The organism is Nonomuraea sp. NPDC003709, assembly GCF_040610775.1.
Taxonomy (GTDB): Bacteria; Actinomycetota; Actinomycetes; order Streptosporangiales; family Streptosporangiaceae; genus Nonomuraea; species Nonomuraea angiospora_A.
Map to the genome: position 1 here is coordinate 182,996 of NZ_JBEXMW010000016.1, position 17,918 is coordinate 200,913.

Here is a 17,918-nt window from a genome sequence, read left to right on the forward strand (position 1 = left end):
GGGCCCTGGCGGACATAGAGCGACCGTGACCATTGACTATGCGGCCATCGAAGCCCGCCGAGCGGAGATGAGACGGCGCCACGTCTTAGCGCACCGGCCATCGAGCAGCGCTCGGGGCCTGCACCACATGGCCCTGCTCTCGTCGGACGTGGAACGCACCATCAAGTTCTACCAGGAACTCCTGGAGTTCCCGCTCACGGAGATCATCGAGAACCGCGACTACAAGGGCTCGAACCACTTCTTCTTCGACATCGGCAACGGCAACCTGCTCGCGTTCTTCGACTTCCCCGGCCTCGACCTCGGGCCGTACCAAGAGGTGCTGGGCGGGCTGCACCACGTCGCGATCTCCGTCGACCCCGCCACCTGGGAGCGGTTGCGCGGGAAGCTGGAGATGGCCGGCGTGCCGCACCAGATAGAGAGCGGCGCCTCCATCTACTTCAAGGACCCCGATGGCGCCCGGCTGGAGCTGCTCGCCGACCATCTCGGTGAGATGTACGGCTCGCGTGTGCTGTGACCGCGGGTCTAGCGCCGCGACGCCCTGCGCGTACGCGGCTTGCCCGCACGGGGCTCCTGCCTGACGCCCGCGTGCCTTCCTGATCGCTCAGACTTCTCCTTCTGTACGGTGAGGCGCAGCGTGTGCAGTAATCGGCGGCGCCTGGCCCTGTGGGCCTTGGTCTCGGCTGTCTTCGGTGGCGAAGACTTGGGGGTCTTTGGCATGGGGATGTCCTACCCACCCCCCAGGCGATTCCATACTTGAATCCATGCGCCTGACGGAGTTCTGGAGACGGATGAACGCTCACTTCGGCGACACGTACGCCGAGTCGTGGGCCCGCGACTACGTGCTCGCGCCGTTGGGCGGGCGGACCGTCATACAGGCGCTGGCCGACGGGGAGAGCGCCAAGACCGTCTGGCGCGCGGTCTGCCAGGTGGAGGACGTCTCACCCAAGCTCCGCTAGCCGCGGCGGCGTCAGGGCTGTGACATGTCCAGGGCCTGCTGCAACGCGGCGGCCGTGAGCTCCAGCTCGTCCACGCTGCCCTGCCCTCCGGGCGACCACAGGAACGTCCATCCGTGGTGTGACGGGGTGGCGAAAATGATCGTCTGACGGCCCGTACGCGGGTGCCAGACCCACAGCACCGGATCGTCGTTGCCGACCATGCGACTGACCAGACCATGATGGGGGAGCACCTCGGCGAGTGCCTCCAGATGGGTGCGCCGTTCCCTGGTGTAGCCCCTCGACACTCGCCGCCTCCAACCCTCGGCCCTGCAGTGAGTCTCCCCAGCTCACTGCCCGGACAACACATTGGCGGCCAACATCAGCGGGGTGTGTTCATGAGGATGCGCATGCGTCCGAAGTCGAACGTGAGCGCATACGGCTTGAAGAACTCGTGTGTGGGCAGCCCCCCGATACGGAAGCCGAAACCGTGCTCGAACCAGGAGGGGAACGCGCCGGACAACCCGGGCACCCGGCGGCGGGTGACGGACCTCGTCCACGGTCGCCGGGTGAAAGCCGTCGCCCGGGGGGATCGGGGTGCCGGCGGCCTCGAAGGTGGCGCGGGGAGCGGTGAACCCGATGTCGGCGCCCCGGTGTCGACGAGGAACACCATCCGGTCCAGGCCGTTCACGGTGCCGTGGGACAGCAGGAAGTGGTCGCCCACGTACGACATGGGCACGCTGTGCTCCGGCCGGACCCGGCCGTTCCTGCGCAGGACGATCTTCTCGGCCGGATAGTCGATCGTGGACAGGAACCGCGACAGGACGCTCGTGCCGATCGCTCCCTGGGTGACCCGCCCGTCGGGCGCGGTGAGCCGGATCGTGTCCGGGATGGTGTGGACGGGCACGTTCTCGATGCGGAGGTCGCCCATAGCGAGCCGGTCCACGCCCGACGCCTCGATCAGGGGCGGCGGATCGGCCGCCACGAACGGGATCTCCACGGTCCGCGGGCTGGAGATCTCGAACTACTCCAACTTCGACGGCAAGGAGGACCTGCTGCCGGCGGTCATGCGGCACCGGCTCGAGAGCGAGTCGCGGACGCAGGCGGATCGCCTGCTCCGTGTCGGGCGGCGACCCGCCATTCCGCCGTCCGTGACCAGCTCGTCGCGCTGTTGTTCCCGCCGGGGCACCCCGGCCGCCACCCTCTCGCGCCTCCCGGCAGCGGGCTGGGGGAGCTCCCGTACGAGCAGGCCGACGCGATACTGACGTCGCCGGACATCGGCATGCGCCTGCTCACCCTTCTCGCTCCTGAGCAGTGCCCTCCGGAGCTGTTCAGGACGGCGCTCGAGCTCCTCACCGCCCCCAGGTGTCCCGTGACAGCGAAGTTTGAGCGGTCAGGCCCCGCCTGGCGTGACTCACTCTTGACTCGCGCCTTCGCGTCGCCATCGTCGATCGGCTCACCTTCGGCGGTCGGCGCTTGGTCCCGTGGAACCTGCTCAGGCGTGACGGCGCAGGCCGTCGACGATGACGCGCAGGAGGTGATGGGCGCGGGCATCCCACTCGGCGGGTTCCAGACGGGTCAGGTAGCCGATCAGCAGGATGATGTCGCGGGCGTCCACGTCGGGGCGGACGACGCCCTCGGCTTTGCCCGCGTCGAGGAGCGTGGTCAGCGTCTCGCCGATCGGGCCGAGGCTGTGCGCGGAAAGATCCTGCCACACCCCCGCCTCGACGGCTGCGAACACCTCGCGCTTGACCTTCGCGTACTCGGCCACCCGGTCCAGCCAGCCGACCAGGGCGGCCAGCGGCTCGTGTTCGGCGAGCAGTTTCGGCGCGGCGGCCACGAGGTCGTCCACGTCCTTGCGATAGACCTCGGCGAGCAGGGCCTCCCGAGTCGGGAAGTGGCGGTAGAGGGTGCCCTGACCGACGCCCGCCCGCTTGGCGATCTCATTGAGCTTCACCTCGTTCGCGTTCACGATGACCTCTCGTGCGGCCTTGAGGATCCGTGCGCGGTTCTCGGTGGCGTCGGCTCGGCGGCGGGGGGCGTTCATCGGTCCTCTTCATGGCGAGTTGGCTAAGCGGACACGTGTCCGGTACGGTGGGAGCTCTTAAACGGACACGTGTCCAGTTTACTGTGGAGGAAATCCCCATGTCAGCCATCAGGGGCAAGGTCGTGGCCATCACCGGGGCGAGCAGCGGGATAGGCGAGGCCACCGCGCGCCTGCTCGCCGAGCGGGGCGCCGCCGTCGTGCTCGGCGCGCGGCGGACGGAGCGGCTCGACAAGATCGCCCGTGAGATCCGCGACCGCGGCGGGCGCGCCGTCACCCGAGCCGTGGACGTCACCGCCCGCGAGGACCTCGAACAACTCGTCGGCCTGGCCGTGACGGAGTTCGGGCAGCTCGACGTGTTGGTCGGCAACGCCGGCATCAGCAAGATCGGCCCCGTGGCCGACCTTGACGTGGCCGGCTGGTCGGCGATGATCGACGTCAACCTACGCGGCGTCCTGCACGGCATCGCCGCCGCGCTGCCGGTGTTCCGCGAGCAGGGACAGGGCCACCTCGTGACCACCGTGTCGACGGCCGGGCTGAAGATCACACCCACGATGGCGGTCTACGCCGCGACCAAGAATGCCGTACGCACCCTCCTGGAAGGGCTGCGGCAGGAGTCGACCGACGGCGTGTTGCGGACGACGGCGGTCTCGCCGGGCTACGTGCGTACCGAACTCGCCGGCTCCATCGACAACCCCGAGGTCCGCGAGGAGATCCGCCGCAACATGAACCAGTACGCCATCGCGCCGGAAGCCGTCGCCCGCGCTGTCGCCTTCGCCATCGAACAGCCCCGTGATGTGGAGATCGGGGAGATCGTCATCCGCCCGACGACCCAGAACTGAGCCGGCCGCCCGCGATCAGGGCGATGTCCTCCAGCAGGCGGCCAGGTGTCGTGGTCGACCCAAACGCCGCGCAGGCTCGCCTCCCACGCGCCCGCGATGTCAGCGATGTCCGCGAGAAGGTGGCGCCCATCTTCCAGCCGCCCTCGTCCACGCCGGCCCCGCATTGCCGGGCCGCGATGACGAACAGCTCCGCCGCAGGCTTGCGCACCCCTCGGCCCCCGAGATCGACCTTCGGTGACAATGATCAGCCTTCAGTGACACGGGACGCCAGGGCGGGTGATTGAGGCGACCTGCGTGTTCTTGCTGTGATCGAACAGCCGTTCGGCTACGATGGATTTCGCCCGAGCCACGTCTTCCCCGGCAGTCGCATGAAAAATGTCGGTGGCAGGCCGTAGCTTTCACTCGACTGATCGGACCACGACCCTCCAGGGGGAGTTCCCATGGCAATCAACGACCGCGAGAAGGCCCTCGAGACCGCGCTCGCTCAGATCGAGCGACAGTTCGGCAAGGGCTCCGTCATGCGCCTGGGCGATGACGCCCGAGCTCCCATCGAGGTGATCCCCACCGGGTCGATCTCCCTTGACGTGGCTCTCGGCATCGGCGGCCTGCCGCGCGGCCGCATCGTCGAGATCTACGGCCCCGAGTCCTCCGGTAAGACCACGATCGCCCTGCACGCGGTGGCCAACGCCCAGCGTGCAGGCGGCATCGCGGCGTTCATCGACGCCGAGCACGCCCTCGACCCCGAATACGCCAAGAAGCTGGGGGTCGACACCGACGCCCTGCTGGTCTCCCAGCCCGACACCGGTGAGCAGGCGCTGGAGATCGCCGACATGCTGATCAGGTCCGGCGCCGTCGACATCATCGTCATCGACTCGGTGGCCGCGCTGGTGCCCAAGGCCGAGATCGAGGGCGAGATGGGCGACAGCCACGTCGGCCTCCAGGCCCGCCTCATGTCCCAGGCCCTGCGCAAGGTCGCCGGCGCGCTCAACAGCACGGGCACCACCGCCATCTTCATCAACCAGCTCCGCGAGAAGATCGGCGTCATGTTCGGCAGCCCCGAGACCACGACCGGTGGTAAGGCGCTCAAGTTCTACGCCTCGGTCCGGATGGACATCCGCCGCATCGAGACCCTCAAGGACGGCACGGAGGCGGTCGGCAACCGCACCAGGATCAAGGTCGTGAAGAACAAGATGGCCCCGCCCTTCCGCGTGGCCGACTTCGACATCCTCTACGGCGTGGGCATCTCCCGCGAGGGCGGCCTCATCGACATGGGTGTGGAGCACGGCTTCGTCCGCAAGTCCGGCGCCTGGTACACGTACGAGGGCGACCAGCTCGGCCAGGGCAAGGAGAACGCCCGCAACTTCCTGAAGAACCACCCCGACATGGCCAACGAGATCGAGAAGAAGATCAAGGACAAGCTGGGCGTGGGCCCCCGCCTCGACGCCCCGGCCGAAGCCGCCGCGGCCCCTGCCCCTGCCCCGGCCGCCGCTCCTTCCGGCCGTGGCTCGAAGTCCACCCCGAAGCCGGGTGACGTCTGATCGTCCACCCCATGAGCGATCGTGCCCCCTCCCATGAGTAACCCGAACCGGCCACCGGCGCCCCAATCCGGGGGCGCCCGGCCCGTCCCTTCCCCCTCCCGGGGCCGCGACCTGGCCCGCTCGGCCGCGGACGGCTGGCCATCGGTCGACGAGTGGCGCGAGCACCGCACCCGCCAACGCACCTCGGCCGAGAGCGAGGCCGCGGCAGACCAGGCAGGACACCCCAACAACCCCACCGCCACAGACGAACAGCCCGACGAGCCCACGGTCACAAGCGAACAGCCCGACGAGCCCACGGTCACAAGCGAACAGCCCGACGAGCCCACGGTCACAATCGAACAGCCCGACAAGCACACGGCTACTGACGGGCAGCCCGACCAGCACGCGGCAACAGGCGAACAGCACGACGAGCACACGGCTACAGACGGGCAGGGCGTTGTGCATGCCGCCACGGGCGAGCCGGACGATGTCCGTGCCGCCCTGGGCGGACAGGACGGCGTCCACACCGACGATCACGTGACCACCGGCATCCGGGAGGCCACAGGCCACCTCTACCGGGAACGCACCGGCAGACACCCCTTCTTCGGGGACGACACCGACGATCAGGACGGACCCCGCTTCATCCCTGGGGCCCAAGCGCGATCAGCCGACCAGTACGAATCTCGCACAACCGCCGACACCCAAGCCGGCGCGGATGATCAGCACGCATCCCGGATCGCTGCCGAGGGCCAGGCCGTCGCAGACGATCAGCACGATATGCGCACCGATACCCAGGCCAGCCCAGACGCTGAGGCTGCCGGACACTCTGGCGACGGTGGCTCCGCTGACGCTGACCCGAGTCCTGCCGGCGCCGACCGGGGAGACCCGGACGGGGGAGGGGCCACCGCCAAGGGATGGCGTGCCACCGAGGAGACCGCGCCTGCCGAGCCTGCCAACCGGGGGGATGGTGGGTGGCACTCCGAGGTGCTCGCGGGGAGCAGCTGGTTCTCGGCCGAACCGTCGGACGACGGCGAGACCGGGAGGAAACGATCGAGCAGAGGGCGGCGGTCTGCCCGCTCCAACGGACGGGCCGGGCGAAATACCCGCGGGCGCGGCTGGCCATCCGAGGAGCCGGACGCCGAAGGCCCTGCCGAAAGCCGACAAGACAGTGAGCCCTCCACCACCGAAGCTGCGCAGCATGGCCACCACTTCGCCGGAGCGCCAGACGACGGCGGCGGTTTCGCCGGGGCCAGGTGGGATGACGCGAGCCCCGCCGGAGCGGCACGCGATGGCGCTGACGCCGCCGGATTGAAGCGTGACAGCGAGGACCACGCCGGACAAGACGGCGGCTTCGCTGGAAGCGCGCGAGGCGGTGACGGGTTTGCTGGGGCCTGGCCTGATGACGAGCGTCTTGGCGGAGCTGGGCGCAGTGGCGGGGGCTTTGCCGGGACGGGGCGTGGTGATGGGCGTTCTGGCAGATCCAGGCGGCGTGGCAAGGGCTTTACCGGGGCCGAGCGTGATGATGGGGGCGGGCAGGGTGATGGGAGCTCTGCCGGATCCGGGCGGAGAGGTGGAAGGTCTCGCGGATCTGGGCTGAGTGGTGAGGGCTTCGGCGGGGGCGGACAGGACGCTGATCCGGAGTCGGTGGCGCGGGCTATTTGTCTTCGTTTGCTCACCATGGCGCCCAAGACGCGGGCCCAGCTTGCCGAGGCGCTCCGGAAACGTGACGTGCCCGACGAAGCCGCCGAAGCGGTCCTCAGTCGCTTCTCCGAGCTGGGACTGATCAACGATGAGGCGTTCGCTGCGGCTTGGGTCGACTCGCGGCACCATGGCCGAGGGCTGGCCAAGCGTGCCTTGGCCGCTGAGCTACGTCATCGCGGTGTGGACACCGACACGGTCAAGGAGGCAGTCGAGCGGCTGGATCCCGACCAGGAGGCGGAGACGGCGCGGCGGCTGGTGGAGCGCAAGCTCGCGTCCACTCGGTCGCTCGACCCGCAGACCCGCACGCGGCGGCTGGCGGGCATGCTGGCACGCAAGGGGTACGCCTCAGGGCTGGCTTTCCGCGTCATCCGCGAGGCGCTTGAGCAGGAGGGGATCGAGATGGATGAGGACTTCCCGTAACATCTCCTGCTCCACGGCTCTCCCCGGGTTTTTCGGGTCCTCGGGCTTCTCCGGGGCCCGGGGTTCCGTGGGGTCCCCGAGTCCTGGGGCTCCCTGCTGCTTCCTGCGTTCTGCGGGTTCCCCGGCTTCACGGCTGCCTCGTTTTGAGTTCTCTGCGGCTTGCCTGGCGCGCTGCGGTTCCACGGCTCTCTCCGGGCTTCCGTGGGTGTGGCTGTCCTGGTTTGGGGTTCGTCTCGTTCTGGGGGTGGTCCGTTTGGGATCTTCGGGTCGCGGCTTTTGGTGGATTGCTCGGTCTGCATGTGCTCTTGCATCTGCATCTGCCAGTGCGGCAGTGATTGCGGGTGCATATGCGGGTGCGGGTGCTCTTGCATTCGCACATGGTTCCTTGCCCATGCGCGTCCCCTGTCTTGCCTGTAGGTGTCGGTAGAGATGCAGGCCCGTAAGACACGCTTGATGACGCGTTTGCTTGCTCGTGACCTGTTCGACGCATAACCTCGACGGCAGTGAGGAGTTACTCCGCGCAGCGCGGATTGCCATACCGGTGAACGACGGACGAACGAGGCTGGTTGATCTAGGCGGGCGAGGTGTCGGCTTTACGAGTCGACGCCCGGTCAGCCTTGGCTGTATATCGATCCAGACGCCGACCGGGCTATTCGTGGCGCGCTTGTGACCCCTCCCGTTTGTGGCCGCGTTATGAGGTGTTGACGACGCGAGGAGGGCGGGGCGCACATGGGGCCGCTTGTCGTAGTGCTGATGGTGGCGGTGCTCGTGCTCGCGTTCGGGATGATCGTCGCGCTTCTCGTCGTCATAAGGCGCACCTCGAGCAGTCTGCCACGCGCTTCCAAAACCGGTCCCGAGCAGCAGCAAGTCGTACACGAGGAGCTTGAGCAGGCCCGCGAGGAGGCGCAGGAGATCCGGCACAAGGCCGAGACCGACGCCCAGGAGATTCTGCGCAGGTCGGAGGCCGCGGCCGAGAGCGCGGCGCAGATGCGGCGGGAGGTCGAGGAGGAGGGCCGGATACTCAAGTCCGAGCTCAAGGAGCTGCGCGCCGACCTGGAGCGCCGGGAGTCCAGGCTGGCCGAGCGGGAGCAGCGGCTGGACGAGGAGGCCAGGCGGCAGTCCGAGCGCGACAGGAAGCTGGGCGAGACCGAGGTCGAGCTGGCCGACCGGCGCGAGGAACTGCTCCAGGTCGAGGGGGAACGGCGGGCCATCCTCGAACGGGTCTCCGGGCTGACCGGCGACCAGGCCAAGGCCGAGCTGGTCAAGGAGATCGAGAACCAGGCCAAGCGCGAGGCCGCGCTGATCGTCCGGGAGATCGAGGGCGATGCCCGCAAGGAGGGCGAGAAGCGGGCCACCAAGATCGTGACGCTGGCCGTGCAGCGGGTGGCGGCGGAGCAGACGGCGGAGTCGGTCGTCAGCGTGCTGCATCTGCCCGGAGACGAGATGAAGGGCCGGATCATCGGGCGCGAAGGGCGGAACATCCGGGCCTTCGAGTCCACGACCGGCGTGAATCTCATCATCGACGACACCCCTGAGGCTGTGCTGCTGTCGTGCTTTGATCCCGTGCGCCGGGAGACGGCTCGGCTGACGCTGGAGAAGCTCGTGCTGGACGGGCGCATCCACCCCCAGCGCATCGAGGAGGCGCACGATCGCAGCCGCCAGGAGGTGCAGGATCTGTGCGCGCGGGCCGGCGAGGACGCCCTGGTCGAGCTGGGGATCACCGACATGCATCCCGAGCTGACGCTGCTGCTCGGGCAGCTCAGGTATCGGACGTCGTACGGGCAGAACGTGCTCAAGCACCTGATCGAGTCCGCGCACATCGCCGGGATCATGGCCGCCGAGCTGAGGATGAACCAGGCGCTGATGAAGCGCTGCGCGCTCCTCCACGACATCGGCAAGGCGCTCACGCACGAGGTCGAGGGCAGCCACGCGCTGATCGGGGCGGAGATCGCCCGCAGGTACGGCGAGGAGGAGGACGTGGTGCACGCCATCGAGGCGCACCACAACGAGGTCGAGGTGCGCACCGTCGAAGCGGTTCTCACGCAGGCCGCCGACGCGATCAGCGGCAGCCGTCCCGGCGCGCGCCGCGAGTCCCTGGAGGCGTACGTCAAGCGGCTGGAGCGGCTGGAGGAGATCGCGCAGTCGTACGAGGGCGTGGAGAAGGTCTTCGCCATGCAGGCCGGGCGGGAGATCCGGGTCATGGTCAAGCCGGATGCGATCGATGACATCCAGGCGCAGGTGATCGCCCGTGACGTGGCCAAGCAGGTGGAGGAGGAGCTGACGTATCCGGGACAGATCCGCATCACCGTGGTGAGGGAGTCCCGGGCCACCGAGTTCGCGAGGTAGGTCTCGGCGCCGGTCTGGAACACCGCGGTGTGGGGGAACACCGCGATGGGTGTGGTGGGTTGGTCGGCGTTCGTGGGTGTGGCGGTGCTCGATCGTCCATGTGGGATGCCGGGTGTGGTGGTGTCCGGGAGGGTGAGGGGCCGGGGCCGGGTTCGCGCTGATCGGCCGGCGTTCGTGGAGGGCCGGCGGCCGTGGCGGGTCAGTGGGCGCGGGGGGGCGGCGTTCGGGGAGGGCCAGCGGGCGCAAAGGGGCCAATGAGCGTGGAGGGCCGGCGGGCGTGGCGGTGCCTGAGGGAGGCTGAGGCGCCGGGGCACGCCCGCCGGAGTCCACCCCCCGGACGAGCGTCAGGCAAGGCGGATGCGGGGGTCGAGGAGCCCGTACGCCACATCCACCAGCAAGTTCGCCACCACCACCGCGGTCGTCGCCAGCGTGACCACGCCCATGATCACGGGCAGGTCCCCGCTGACGAACGCCTGCACCACCGCCTGCCCCACGCCGCCCAGGCCGAAGACCGACTCCGTCACCACCACCCCGCCGATCAGCGTGCCCACGTCCACCCCGAGCTGCGTCACCACCGGCGTGAGCGCCGCCCGCAGGCCGTGCCGGTAGATCACGCGCCGCTCGGGCACTCCCTTGGCCCGGGCCGTGCGGATGTAGTCCTCGCCGAGCACGTCCAGCATGGAGCCGCGGGTGAGCCGGGCGTACGACGCCGCCTGGACCGTGGCCAGCGTGATCCACGGCAGGATCAGGTGGCGGGCCCATTCGGCGGGGTTCTGCGAGAACGGTACGTACGAGTCGGGTGGCAGGATGGGCACCCCAGCCATGGTGAGCTGGAAGAACAGGAAGTACAGCAGCAGCAGGCCCACCACGAAGGTCGGCATGGAGACCCCGGCCAGCGCCAGCAGCGTCAGGCCGCGATCCACCAGCGACCGGGCCCGGGTGGCGCTGAGCACCCCCGCGCCGACGCCGAGCGTGAACCACAGCACCGCGCCCCCCAGCACCAGCGAGAACGTCGGCGGGAAGTCGGCGGCCAGCAGCTTGCCGACCGATTCACCGGAGAAGTACGACTGGCCGAGGTCGCCGTGGAGCAGCCTGCCCAGATAGTCGAGATACTGGACGAGGGTGGGCCGGTCGAGGCCGAGGTTGTGGCGGATCAGCTCCACCTGCTCGGGAGTGGCCTGCCGCCCGGCCAGCGTCCTGGCGGGATCGCTCGGCGCGACGAAGAACAGCAGGAACGTCCCGAGGGTGACCAGCCAGAGCACGAGCAGGCCGAGCAGGGCCCGGCGCAACAGGAACGCGCGCAGCATCACGCCCCCTTACGAGTACGGCGGCGGCGGCTGAACAGGCGCTCCATCCGCGGATCGAGGGCGTCCCTGATCCCGTCGCCCACCAGGTTGAACGCGAGCGTGGTGACCAGCAGCGTGACGGCCGGGAACCCCAGGTACCAGTACGCCACCCGGTAGAACCCCTGCGCCTCGCTCAGCAGGTTCCCCCACGACGGGGTGGGCGGGACGATCCCCAGCCCCAGGTACGACAGCGTCGACTCGAACACGATGGCCGCCGGCACCAGCAGCGTGGTCAGCACGATGACGGGAGCGAGCAGGTTCGGCAGGATGTCCACGAACATGATCCGGAAGTCGCCCGCCCCCATGGACCGGGCCGCGTCGACGTACTCGCGCTCCTTCACCGACAACGTCTGCCCGCGCACCACGCGGGCGATGGCCGCCCACGAGTAGAAGGCGATCACCCCGATCGTGGCGGACAGCGAGGGCCCGGCGATGGACACCACCGCGATCGCGAAGATCAGGTACGGGAACGACAGCACCACGTCCATGAGCCGCGACAGCACGGTGTCCACGACGCCGCCGTAATATCCGGCCAGCAGCCCGACGACCACCCCGACCAACGCCGCCAGGCCGGTGGCGACCACGCCGACGAGCAGCGAGACCCGGGCCCCGTACAGGACCCTGATGAACAGGTCGCGCCCGAGCCGGTCGGTGCCGAACCAGAACTCCCCGTTCGGCGGCACGGGCAGCCCCTGGGCCGTGATGCCGGTGTCGCGGAACTGGTCGTCGGGGCCGTGGCCGTTCCAGGCGGCGATGAGCGGCGCGGCCAGCGCCAGCGCGCACAGGAGGATGACGACGAGGCCGGACACCATGGCGACCCGGTCGGTCCTGATCCGGCGCCAGGCGAGCTGCCAGGGCCCGCGCCCGGCTATTCCCTGGGAGGTGACGGCGCCGGGTCTGATCTCGGTCAGTGTCATACGACCACCTCAATGGGGAAGTGGCAGGCCGCCGACCCGTCAAGCTGGGGCTCCACGGACGAGCAGACCTCCTGGGCCCGCGGGCAGCGCGGATGGAACCGGCACCCGGACGGCGGATCGATCGGCGAGGGCACGTCCCCGGTCAGCACGATCCGCTGCCGCCGCTCCGCCTCGTCCGGGTCGGCCACCGCCGTGGCCGACAGCAGCGCGTTCGTGTACGGGTGCCGCGGCCGGTCGTACACCGGCTCCGCGTCCCCCACCTCGACCACCTTGCCCAGGTACATGACCGCGATCCGGTCGCTGATGTGCCGCACCACGGACAGGTCGTGGGCGATGAACAGGTACGTCAGCCCGAACTCGGCCTGCAGATCCTTCAGCAGGTTGAGGATCTGCGCCTGGATGGACACGTCGAGCGCCGACACCGGCTCGTCGCAGATGATCAGCCGGGGCCGCAGCGCGAGCGCCCTGGCCACCCCGATCCGCTGCCGCTGCCCGCCGGAGAACTCCGCCGGGAACCGGTTGTAGTGCTCCGGATTGAGCCCGACCCGCTCCATCAGCTCCTGCACGGTCCGGCGGAGCTGCTCGCCGCTCATGACCCGGTGGATCACGAGCGGGTCGGCGATGATCGAACCGACTCTCCGGCGCGGGTTCAGCGAGCCGTACGGGTCCTGGAAGATGACCTGGATGTCGCGGCGGTAGGGCCGCATGCGCTTCCTGGGCAGGTTCGTGATGTCCGCGCCGTCGAACCGCACGCTGCCGGAGGTGACCGGATGCAGCCCCGCGATGCAGCGCGCGAGCGTGGACTTGCCGCAGCCGGTCTCGCCGACCAGGCCCAGCGTCTCGCCGGGGGCGAGCGCGAAGCTGACCCCGTCGACCGCCTTGACCTGCCCGACCACGTGCTTGACCAGCGCGCCCGTGGTGATGGGGTAGTGCTTGACCAGGTTCGAGACTTCGAGCAGCATCACGACTCCTTCGCCTTGAGCCGCAGCGCGTCGGCCGCCGCGCCCAGCCCGACCGCCTCGTGCGGCAGCCAACAAGCTGAGGCGTGACTGCCTTCACCTGTGACCGTGGCCAGGGGCGGCCGCTCGGCCGAGCAGACCGGCATCGCGTACGGGCAGCGCGGGTGGAACGCGCACCCGGACGGCAGCGCGATCAGGCTCGGCGGCGAGCCGGGGATGGGCCGCAGCCGCCCGCCCCGGTCCCCGCTGCTGCCGGGGATCGACTCCAGCAGGCCCTTGGCGTACGGGTGGTGCGGCCGGTAGTAGAGCGTGCGCCGGTCGGCCCGCTCCACGGCGAGCCCGGCGTACATGACCAGCACCTCGTCGGCCATGCCCGCCACCACGCCGAGGTCGTGCGTGATGAGGATGAGCGCGATCCCGAACTCCGCCTGCACCCGCGTGATGAGCTCCAGGATCTGCGCCTGCACGGTCGCGTCGAGCGCCGTGGTCGGCTCGTCGGCCACGATCAGCTTCGGGTTGAGCGCGAGCGACATCGCGATCATCGCCCGCTGCCGCATGCCGCCGGAGAACTGGTGGGGGTAGTCGTCCACCCGGCGATCCGGCCGGGGGATGCCGACCAGGCCGAGCAGCTCGACCGCCCGCCTCCTGGCCTCGGCGCGCGAGGTGTCCGGCCGGTGCACCCTGATCAGCTCCTCGATCTGCCAGCCGACCTTGTAGAGCGGGTGCAGGCTGGTCAGCGGGTCCTGGAAGATCACGCTGATCTCGGCGCCGCGGATGTGGCGCAGCCGCTCGCCGTCGAGCTCGAGCAGGTCGACGCCGTCGAACACGGCGCTGCCCGAGATGTCGGCCCCGGGGGTGAGCCCCAGGATGGCCTGGGTGCTCACCGTCTTGCCGCTGCCGGACTCGCCGACGATCGCCAGCGTGCGGCCGCGTTCGATGCGGAACGACAGCCCCCGCACGGCCTGCACCACGCCGTCGGACGTGGGGAAGGCCACGCGGAGGTCAGTCACCTCGAGCAGGCTCATCACGGGTTGTTGGGGTCGAGCCAGAGGTTGGTGAAGTCGTAGAGCTGGAACGCCGGCAGGTACAGGGCGTTCTGCACGCGCTTGCTCTTGTAGATCGGCGTGTTCTGGTTGTTGAGCGGCACGATCACCGCGTCGCCCATCACCGTCGTGTCGACCTGGTGCCACAGCGCGGCCGACTTCGTCTGGTCCTGCTCGGCCAGCGCCTGCTTGATCAGCGAGTCCACCTTGGGGTTGCTGTAGCAGCCGTAGTTGCTGGTGCCGGGGTTGCAGTTGGTCTCGAACAGCGGCTGGACGACCGCGCGGCCGTTGTTGCCGTACCAGTCGGGGACCCAGCCGGGCGCCGAGATGTCCCACTTGCTGGCCTTGGCGATGGACGTGTTCTGCAGGAAGGCGCCGTAGTAGTCGCCCTGCCGGACCGGCAGCCCCTTCACCGTGATCCCGCACTTCTGCAGGTCCGCCGAGTACGACTGGAAGTTGGCCGGGTGGTTGCCCGCGTTGCGGAAGGCGCCGATGAGGGTCAGCCCGTTCGGGTAGCCGGCCTCGGTGAGCAGCTGCTTGCACTTGGCCGGGTCGCCCGCGTCACCCGGGCTCGGGTACGGGTTGTACTCCTGGTATCCGATGTTGCCCGGCGGGATCGCGGTGTGCAGCGGCGTGGCCACGTCCGCGCCGCCGTAGACCTTGGCGATGGCGACCTTGCTGACCGCGTACTCGATGGCCTGGCGGACCTTGAGCTTGCCCATGGCGCCGCCGGCGTTCTTGCTCTGCAGGTTGAAGACGATGTACGGGTTGCTCACCGCGCCCGGGAAGATCGTGAAGTTGGCGTCGCCGGAGCTCTTGAGCCGCGGGATCTGCGCGGTCGGCACCGGCAGGTCCCACGACAGGTCGGCGCTGCCGGCCTCGAGTTGCTGCTGCACCGCGTCCGGCTCGTTGACGCCCATCTTGACCTCGATGGCGTTCACGTACTGGTGCCTGATCGGGTCCGAATCCTGCTTCCAGGCCGGGTTCCGCTCCAGCCTGATCGACTTGGTGGCCACGTACTGGGTGATCCGGTACGGGCCGTCGGAGATCGTGTGCTGGCGGAACGTGGCGTCGTCCGGCACGTACTGGTCGTACTCCTTGGGCGCGGCCACGGAGAAGTTCAGCGACAGGATGTTGAGGAAGTCGCTGGCGGCCTGGGTCAGCGTGAACACCAGCGTCTTGTCGTCCTTGGCCTGGACGCCCGCGATCTCGTGGGAGTTCTGGAAGTCGGCCAGCGCCGCGGCGGTGGGCTTGGCCTTGGTGAACGCCTTGGCGTACGCGTCGCAGTACGCCTTCATGCCCTTGATCGTGCTCGTGTAGTAGCCGGGCGCGCCGGAGCCCGCCACCGGGTTGCAGATGCGCTTGAAGCCGCGCACGAAGTCGCCCGCCGTCACGTCGCGCGGCGGCTGCGTGTCCCACTGCACGCCGTCACGGAGCTTGATCGTGTACGTGAGCCCGTCGCCGCTCAGCCCGCCGTTGCCCGTCGTGGGCAGCTCGGAGGCGACGTCGGGGACGAGCGCGAAGCCCTTGGTGGTGTCGGACCCCTTCGCCACCCCGTTGAGCGCGAAGAGCCCGCGGGCGTACGTGCGCAGGATTCCGTTGGTGACCGTGTAGTACGAGCTCGTGGGGTCGAGGTGATCGACGTCCCCGCCGCCCACGAGCCTGAGCGTGCCTCCGGAAACCGGCTGGCCGGGGGCGGAGGAGGTGGGCGGGGCGGAATTCCTGGCTCCGGTGTCTGTCTGGCAGGCGGTGGCGAACAAAGTTGCGAAGACCGCCACGGCAATGCTGAAATGGCGCATGCTGGCCATCTGGCCTCCCTCGTGCCGAGATGCGGGGCGTGCATGGCTGGCCGTGTGGGGCGTGCGCCGTGGCCGCGGAGCACGTCCCACTTTGCATGGTCACGCCGAAGGAAGCGCAGGAGAAAAGCCGGTTATACAACCGATGATGATTAGCGACTGGTAAGTAATACTGATTTGGTGCGAATTCTGTTAAAGAATTACGACATTAGCTAAAAAGCTGCTGGTAGAAGGCCAACTCGGCGGCCAGCGCGGTCACCCGCGTCTCCGTGCGGCGGAAGCCGTGCGACTCGCCCTCGAACGCCAGATACGTGCACGGCACGCCCCGCTCCGACAGCGCGTCGGCGAACGCCGTCGACTGCTCGGGCGGCACCACGGGATCGTCGAGCCCCTGCAGGAGCAGCATGGGGCAGCTCACCCCGTTCACGAGGGCGAGCGGCTCCCTGGAGGCGTACACCTGCGGGTCCTCCGGCCCCACCAGCCACTCCACGTATCGCGACTCGAAGTCGTGGGTGTGCGCCGCGAGGGGCGCGAGCGCGCTGACGCCGAAGTACGACACCCCGCCGGCGAACACGTCGGACCGGCAGCAGGCCGCCATCACGGTCCACCCGCCCGCGCTGCCGCCACGCACCGCGATCCTGCGGGGGTCGGCGAGCCCCTCCGCGGCCAGCCACCGGGCGGCGGCGATCGTGTCGGCCACGTCCACCAGCCCCCACTGCCCCTTCAGCCGCTCGCGGTAGGCCCTGCCGTAGCCGGTCGAGCCGCCGTAGTTGACGTCGAGCACGCCGATGCCGCGCGAGGTCAGGAACGCCTTCTCCAGATCGAGCGCGGTGTCGGCGTGCGCGGTCGGCCCGCCGTGCACGAAGATCACGTAGGGTGGCGTCCCCTCGGTCGCCGGACCGTACGGCGGGTAGAGGAAGGCGGGCGCGGGCGACTCGACCGCGCGGGGAACGGGCAGGAGGGCCCGGTCGGGCAGCCGCGAGAGGTCGCTCTTGAGCGGGCCGGCCGCGCCGGAGGCGACGTCCACGCTGACGACCGACCGGGGGAGCGTGGGGGCGTACCCGATGCCCACCACGGACGTGCCCTCGGCGGCCAGCGCCGCGTCCCATCCGTCGTAGGGCACCTCGAGGTCGGTGAGCGTGCCCGAGCCGGGGTCCAGCACGCCCAGCCGCAGGTCGCCGCGGCCGTGCAGGACCGCGAGGCGGCCGTCGCCGAGCACGGTGTACGGTTGCCCGCCCAGCCGCCACGGCGGGAGCGTGAACTCCTCCTCGGCGGAGTGGAGCGCCCGGAGCCCGTCGCCGCGCAGGCCGACCTCGTAGAGGTTCCACCAGCCGGAGCAGTCGGAGACCAGGTAGAGGCTGGAGTCGTCCTTCCAGGCCGGGGCCAGCACCGACTCGGCCGGGCCGCCCTTCACCGTCCAGGCGCCGCCGCCCGACAGCCGGGTGACGCGCAGCTCGGTGCCGTCCCAGGGCATGCGCGGGTGGTTCCAGCAGACGTAGGCCAGGTGCCGCCCGTCGGGGGAGAGGGCGGGAGAGGCGTAGAAGTCGCAGCCGGTGGCCCATTCGTGTATCTCGCCGCCGTCCAGCGAGATCGACACGATCGCCCGGGTGACCTTGCCGTCTTCGGTGTGGCGCTCGCGGACGCACCAGACCTGGCCATCGCGCACCAGCGGGTCCGCGTAGCGGCATCCCTCGTCCGTGATGGGTTTCGGGTCGCCGTAATCGCCCAGAATGTACAGGCGTTGGTCTTTGAAGTTGGCGAAGACCACTTCGCCCCCGGTTGTGATGGCGTACGGTCTGCCGCCGTACTCGTGGACCCTGGTGTGCGCGCTCCACGGTGCCCGCAGCAGGTCACGCTGGGTGCCGTCGGCGGCGCGGCACACGATCGTGGTGCGCCCGCCTTCGTCCGGACGGTCCTCGGTCCACCAGATCCGGCCGTCCTGGGCCGTGGGCCAGCCGGGGCGCACGCCGGAGGCGGCCACGTCTCTGGTCGAGATGGGGGAGGGCCAGAAAGGCATACCCGCATCCTGCCGGAAGATCGGCAAGCGCGTGGGGC

At 69.5% G+C, this 17,918-nt stretch carries 15 protein-coding genes and 1 pseudogene; 6 read left to right on the forward strand and 10 right to left on the reverse strand.

The genetic code is table 11. The features are described from left to right. The first annotated feature begins 127 nt into the window (after positions 1-127). Positions 128-514 (forward strand): VOC family protein, encoded by a 387-nt coding sequence (locus ABZX61_RS39945; protein ID WP_350724791.1) that lies wholly within the window; start codon positions 128-130, stop codon positions 512-514. 247 nt (positions 515-761) lie between these two features. Further along, positions 762-956 carry a DUF3046 domain-containing protein gene (locus ABZX61_RS39950; protein ID WP_350724793.1) on the forward strand — a complete coding sequence of 65 codons (195 nt, stop codon included), beginning with the start codon at positions 762-764 and terminating at the stop codon, positions 954-956. Positions 957-967: 11 nt separating this feature from the next. Here the strand turns inward: ABZX61_RS39950 and ABZX61_RS39955 are convergent, their stop codons facing one another. From ABZX61_RS39955 to ABZX61_RS39965, 3 genes are all read right to left on the reverse strand, one after another. Then, positions 968-1,240 (reverse strand): hypothetical protein, encoded by a 273-nt coding sequence (locus ABZX61_RS39955; RefSeq protein ID WP_350724795.1) that lies wholly within the window; start codon positions 1,238-1,240, stop codon positions 968-970. A gap of 74 nt (positions 1,241-1,314) precedes the next feature. Next, complete coding sequence (locus ABZX61_RS39960) at positions 1,315-1,932, reverse strand: hypothetical protein (RefSeq protein WP_355201697.1); 618 nt, start codon at positions 1,930-1,932, stop codon at positions 1,315-1,317. Positions 1,933-2,427: 495 nt separating this feature from the next. Beyond that, positions 2,428-2,979 carry a TetR/AcrR family transcriptional regulator gene (locus tag ABZX61_RS39965; protein ID WP_355201699.1) on the reverse strand — a complete coding sequence of 184 codons (552 nt, stop codon included), beginning with the start codon at positions 2,977-2,979 and terminating at the stop codon, positions 2,428-2,430. Between the two features lie 98 nt (positions 2,980-3,077). Between ABZX61_RS39965 and ABZX61_RS39970 the strand changes: the two genes are divergently transcribed. Together ABZX61_RS39970 and recA are read left to right on the forward strand one after the other, a co-directional pair. Then, positions 3,078-3,818, forward strand: coding sequence for an SDR family oxidoreductase (locus ABZX61_RS39970; RefSeq protein ID WP_355201701.1), 741 nt, complete (start codon positions 3,078-3,080; stop codon positions 3,816-3,818). 440 nt (positions 3,819-4,258) lie between these two features. After that, a pseudogene (gene recA, locus ABZX61_RS39975) lies at positions 4,259-5,245 on the forward strand (recombinase RecA); the annotation flags it as partial. Positions 5,246-5,998: 753 nt separating this feature from the next. On the opposite strand, the gene ABZX61_RS39980 reads toward recA, so the two are convergent. Beyond that, the gene (locus ABZX61_RS39980) at positions 5,999-6,160 is read right to left on the reverse strand and encodes a hypothetical protein (protein WP_355201702.1); all 162 of its coding nucleotides are present in this window, start codon (positions 6,158-6,160) and stop codon (positions 5,999-6,001) included. An 852-nt stretch (positions 6,161-7,012) separates the two neighbouring features. Here ABZX61_RS39980 and ABZX61_RS39985 point away from each other — a divergent pair. Next, complete coding sequence (locus ABZX61_RS39985) at positions 7,013-7,456, forward strand: regulatory protein RecX (RefSeq protein ID WP_355201703.1); 444 nt, start codon at positions 7,013-7,015, stop codon at positions 7,454-7,456. A 729-nt stretch (positions 7,457-8,185) separates the two neighbouring features. Further along, positions 8,186-9,802 (forward strand): ribonuclease Y, encoded by a 1,617-nt coding sequence (gene rny / locus ABZX61_RS39990; RefSeq protein WP_355201705.1) that lies wholly within the window; start codon positions 8,186-8,188, stop codon positions 9,800-9,802. A 344-nt stretch (positions 9,803-10,146) separates the two neighbouring features. On the opposite strand, the gene ABZX61_RS39995 is transcribed toward rny, so the two are convergent. The 6 genes from ABZX61_RS39995 to ABZX61_RS40020 all read right to left on the reverse strand — a co-directional run bounded on the left by ABZX61_RS39995 (position 10,147) and on the right by ABZX61_RS40020 (position 17,880). After that, a complete protein-coding gene (locus ABZX61_RS39995; protein WP_192791045.1) occupies positions 10,147-11,109 on the reverse strand; it encodes an ABC transporter permease in 963 nt (320 codons plus the stop codon). Then, the gene (locus tag ABZX61_RS40000) at positions 11,109-12,065 is read right to left on the reverse strand and encodes an ABC transporter permease (RefSeq protein WP_355201707.1); all 957 of its coding nucleotides are present in this window, start codon (positions 12,063-12,065) and stop codon (positions 11,109-11,111) included. The genes ABZX61_RS39995 and ABZX61_RS40000 overlap by 1 nt, the downstream gene beginning before the upstream one ends. Then, entirely contained in the window at positions 12,062-13,027 is a 966-nt protein-coding gene (locus ABZX61_RS40005) for a dipeptide ABC transporter ATP-binding protein (protein WP_355201709.1), read from the reverse strand. The genes ABZX61_RS40000 and ABZX61_RS40005 overlap by 4 nt, the downstream gene beginning before the upstream one ends. After that, positions 13,027-14,034 carry an ABC transporter ATP-binding protein gene (locus tag ABZX61_RS40010; RefSeq protein WP_355201710.1) on the reverse strand — a complete coding sequence of 336 codons (1,008 nt, stop codon included), beginning with the start codon at positions 14,032-14,034 and terminating at the stop codon, positions 13,027-13,029. Before ABZX61_RS40010 ends, ABZX61_RS40005 begins: the two co-directional genes overlap by 1 nt. 14 nt (positions 14,035-14,048) lie before the next feature. Continuing rightward, entirely contained in the window at positions 14,049-15,875 is a 1,827-nt protein-coding gene (locus tag ABZX61_RS40015) for an ABC transporter substrate-binding protein (RefSeq protein ID WP_355201712.1), read from the reverse strand. A gap of 196 nt (positions 15,876-16,071) precedes the next feature. Then, the gene (locus tag ABZX61_RS40020) at positions 16,072-17,880 is read right to left on the reverse strand and encodes a prolyl oligopeptidase family serine peptidase (protein WP_355201714.1); all 1,809 of its coding nucleotides are present in this window, start codon (positions 17,878-17,880) and stop codon (positions 16,072-16,074) included. Positions 17,881-17,918 lie beyond the last annotated feature (38 nt).